Raw genomic sequence first — 4,447 nt, forward strand, 5'->3', positions numbered from 1 at the left:
ATTTGGTCGCGACCGACTGGTACTTCATGGGCATTGAACATCAGGATGTCGGCAGTCATGAGGATAGGGTAGCTGTACAGGCCCATTTCCACGCCGTGATCCGGATCTTCCTGACCGTTTTCGGTATTTGCCTGTACTGCAGCTTTATAAGCGTGGGCGCGGTTCATCAGACCTTTTGCAGTGATACAGGTCAGAATCCAGTTCAACTCCATCACTTCGGGAATATCGCTTTGACGGTAGAAAGTGGTCTGTTCAGGGTTGAGTCCGCAGGCGAGCCATGTGGCGGCAACAGCTTGAGTAGATTGATGAATCATTTCCGGCTCATGACATTTGATGATGCCGTGATAGTCGGCCAAAAAGAGGAATGATTCAGTATTGGAATCTTGCGCCGCGCGGATGGCCGGGCGGATGGCACCGACATAGTTGCCCAAGTGTGGAATACCTGTTGTGGTAACACCTGTTAAAACTCGTTTTTTGCTCATGAAAGTATCCTTCGGCACAAAGGCCGTCTGAAAATAAATATGGTGCCGATTATACCTGATTATTCTTGATTTTTCAGACGGCCTTTTGAGTAAAGGGTAACTGGATAATAAAGTTATGCACATAAAATTATAAAAATAAAACTTTATAAAACAATAAGGTAATAAAAATTTTTGGTTAATGGAGTAAATAGCTATTGAGTTATCCACATTTGCGCTTATATAGGCTCTAACAGAATATATTTGAAGAGGAACTTAAAATGAGATTTGATAAATTAACTGCCAAATTTCAGCAAGCTCTGCAAGAAGGTCAAAGTCTGGCTTTAGCTGCGGACAGCAGCTATCTTGAGGCCGGCTTTATCTTAAAAGCGTTGCTTGATGATCAAAACAGTGGTGCTGCTGCGTTACTGGCTCATGCAGGTGTGAATGTGCCTCAAGTAAAACAACGTTTGCAGCAACATTTGAGCAGCTTGCCAAAAGTATCCGGTCAAGGCGGCGATATTATGCCTAGCCGTGAGCTGCAAGCTGTATTGAACTTGATGGACAAGGCTGCGACCAAACGTGGCGATGCCTATATCGCCAGCGAACTTTTCCTGCTGGCTTTGGTTCAGCAGAATGATGCGACCGGCAAAATTTTGAAAGAAGCCGGTGCTACCGAACAAAATATCAATGCCGCGATCGATGCGGTACGAGGAGGACAAAACGTGAACGATGCGAATGCCGAAGACCAACGCGATGCTTTGAAAAAATACACACTCGACCTGACTCAACGCGCCCGAGACGGCAAGCTCGACCCTGTTATCGGTCGTGATGATGAAATCCGTCGTGCAATTCAGGTATTGCAACGCCGTACCAAAAATAACCCTGTGCTGATTGGTGAGCCGGGTGTGGGTAAAACCGCTATTGTTGAAGGCTTGGCGCAACGTATCGTCAACGGCGAAGTACCTGAATCCCTGCGTAACAAACGCCTTTTGGTTCTGGACTTGGCGGCTTTGATTGCTGGCGCGAAATACCGCGGCGAATTTGAAGAACGCTTGAAAGGTGTGTTGAACGACTTGGCTAAAGACGATGGCAACACTTTGATTTTCATCGATGAAATCCATACTTTGGTTGGTGCAGGCAAAACCGACGGCGCAATGGATGCGGGCAATATGTTGAAACCGGCTTTGGCGCGCGGCGAACTGCACTGCATCGGCGCGACTACTTTGGACGAATACCGTCAGTACATCGAGAAAGATGCGGCACTCGAACGCCGCTTCCAAAAAGTATTGGTCGGCGAGCCCAGCGTGGAAGATACCATCGCTATTTTGCGCGGTTTGCAAGAGCGTTATGAAATCCACCACGGTATCGATATTACCGACCCTGCTATCGTTGCCGCAGCGGAGTTGAGCGATCGTTACATTACCGACCGCTTCTTGCCTGATAAAGCGATTGATTTGATCGACGAAGCAGCCAGCCGTATCAAAATGGAGTTGGACAGCAAACCCGAGCAGATGGATAAACTCGACCGCCGCATTATCCAGCTCAAAATGGAAAAAATGCACGTTGCCAAAGAAAGCGATGATGCCAGCAAGAAACGTCTGGAATTGATAGACGAAGAAATCGACGGCTTGCAAAAAGAATACGCCGATTTGGACGAAATCTGGAAAGCAGAAAAAGCCGCCTCTTCCAGCACCGCCGACATCAAAAAACAGATGGACGACATCAAAGTCAAAATCGAGCAGGCCAAACGTCAAGGCGATTTTGCCCGTGCGTCCGAACTCGAATACGGTGAGTTGCCGAAATTGGGCGCACAGTTGCAAGCTGCGGAAAGTAACCCCGACGGCAAAAAACAAAACAAACTCTTCCGTACTGAAGTTGGTGCGGACGAAGTGGCCGAAATCGTATCGCGCATGACCGGCATCCCCGTGTCCAAAATGATGGAAGGTGAACGCGACAAGCTGTTGAAAATGGAAGAAGTATTGCACCGCCGCGTGGTTGGTCAAGACGAAGCCGTGCGTGCTGTATCCGACGCCATCCGCCGCAGCCGTTCCGGCCTTGCCGATCCAAACAAACCTTACGGCAGCTTCCTGTTCCTAGGCCCGACCGGTGTGGGTAAAACCGAGTTGTGCAAAGCTTTGGCAGGTTTCCTGTTTGACAGCGAAGATCATCTGATTCGTATCGATATGTCCGAATACATGGAAAAACATGCTGTTGCCCGCTTAATCGGTGCGCCTCCCGGCTATGTTGGCTACGAAGAAGGCGGCTACTTGACTGAGCAAGTCCGCCGCAAACCATACAGTGTGATTCTTTTGGATGAAGTGGAAAAAGCCCATCCGGACGTATTCAACATCTTGCTGCAGGTATTGGATGACGGTCGCTTGACCGACGGACAAGGCCGTACCGTAGACTTCAAAAATACCGTTATCGTGATGACTTCCAATATTGGTAGCCAACATATCCAACAAATGGGTACTCAAGACTACGAAGCGGTAAAAGAAGTTGTGATGGAGGATGTGAAAGAACATTTCCGTCCTGAAATGATCAACCGTATTGACGAAGTAGTCGTGTTCCATGGTTTGGATCAGGCCAATATCCGCAGCATTGCGAAAATCCAGCTTAAAGGTTTGGAAAAACGTTTGGAAGCACAACATCTGCATCTGAAAGTCGATGATGCTGCCTTGGATCTGATTGCTAAAGCCGGTTTCGACCCTGTGTATGGTGCCCGTCCGCTCAAACGCGCCATCCAGTCAGAAATCGAAAATACGCTGGCAAAAGCATTGCTTGAAGGTAAATATGCACCTGATAGCACAATCCATGTTAAAGAAGAGGGTGGTAAGCTCTTGTTTGCATAAGTTTAAAACAATGTAGTATGTTGTTGTAAAAGGCCGTCTGAAAGAATTCAGACGGCCTTTCTTACTTATTGATTCACATCATATATTTGTTATGTAATTTGATTATTCATTGAATTTTAGAGAATATTAATTGAAAATCTTGTGACATGGGTTGATAAAGAATGCGATATAATCCGACCTGTTTGCCAAGGTTCTTGCTAAATATCTCATTTTGTGTAATAATACTACAATGCAAAAACTGACTAATCAAAATCTTCACATTATTTTGTCGGAACGCTTAAATGATACCGACTTTGTTCTTATTCTCAATGCATTAATCAAATTTTTGCGCCGAGGAGGCAAAAAGAAGGCTTCCGAACGTTTTGATTTGATTTTATCTACGTTAAAACAAGACGATGCTTTATGCCGTCAATTCAGCCTGCGCTTTTATACTTGGCTGTCTAAAGTTCACATTTATCCTGCGCTGATTAAGCTGGGTATTTTCTCGCGCCATAGTTTTACCCGGGAAATGGGCATACGGATTTATGAGCGGTTCAGCCCGTCTTATAAAGATTTTTCCAACTTGCGCGAAGTATTTTTATATCTTTTTCATTCTGAAAACGATGATAAATGGTTGCAAACACTGAGTTTGCGACAATGGCTGGGTATGTATGAATTGTTGTTGGCCAAGGCGGATCCTGCTTTGCTTCAGACGGCCAGCCGACAATTGACAGATGCACGTTTGCGTGCGGTAGAAATGTTGTCTATCTGGATTGCTTCCGAAGCGATTGAGCCGGATTTAATACGAATTGCCCCCCGTTTGTTGGAAGCGGATTCTGCATTTGTCGCTTTACAGCGCGAAGTGGCGAAGATGGTGGAACATTATCGCCATAGTGAAGAAACTTATGATACGGCACACTTGGAGGTTATGTTTGACCAGTGTGAAAATCAAATTGACTATCTGCGCCGTCGCGGTACGGGAGCAGGGTCTGGTTCGTCAGTGAAAGTGGCCCACTTGCTCGAACGCCTGCAACAAACCATAGACCGCCTGAAATTGTTGACCAATATTCAAATCGAAACCAGCCGCACCCGCTTAACTGTCAATCTGATGAATGCGATGATTTATGCGGCGGTGGAGCAATACAGCACCAGCCA

The 4,447-nt window shown here is 46.4% G+C and carries 1 protein-coding gene and 2 pseudogenes; 2 read left to right on the top strand and 1 reads right to left on the bottom strand.

Features of this window, described 5'->3' with window-relative positions; translation table 11 throughout:
• Positions 1-482 (bottom strand): annotated as a pseudogene (locus Q1M25_RS08395) (tryptophan--tRNA ligase); the annotation flags it as partial.
• A gap of 257 nt (positions 483-739) precedes the next feature.
• On the opposite strand from Q1M25_RS08395, the gene clpB reads away from it, so the two are divergent.
• Both clpB and Q1M25_RS08405 read left to right on the top strand, forming a co-directional pair.
• Complete coding sequence (gene clpB / locus Q1M25_RS08400) at positions 740-3,313, top strand: ATP-dependent chaperone ClpB (protein WP_108699942.1); 2,574 nt, start codon at positions 740-742, stop codon at positions 3,311-3,313.
• Positions 3,314-3,542: 229 nt separating this feature from the next.
• A pseudogene (locus Q1M25_RS08405) lies at positions 3,543-4,447 on the top strand (recombinase); the annotation flags it as partial.

The organism is uncultured Neisseria sp. (assembly GCF_951230505.1).
Lineage (GTDB): Bacteria > Pseudomonadota > Gammaproteobacteria > Burkholderiales > Neisseriaceae > Neisseria.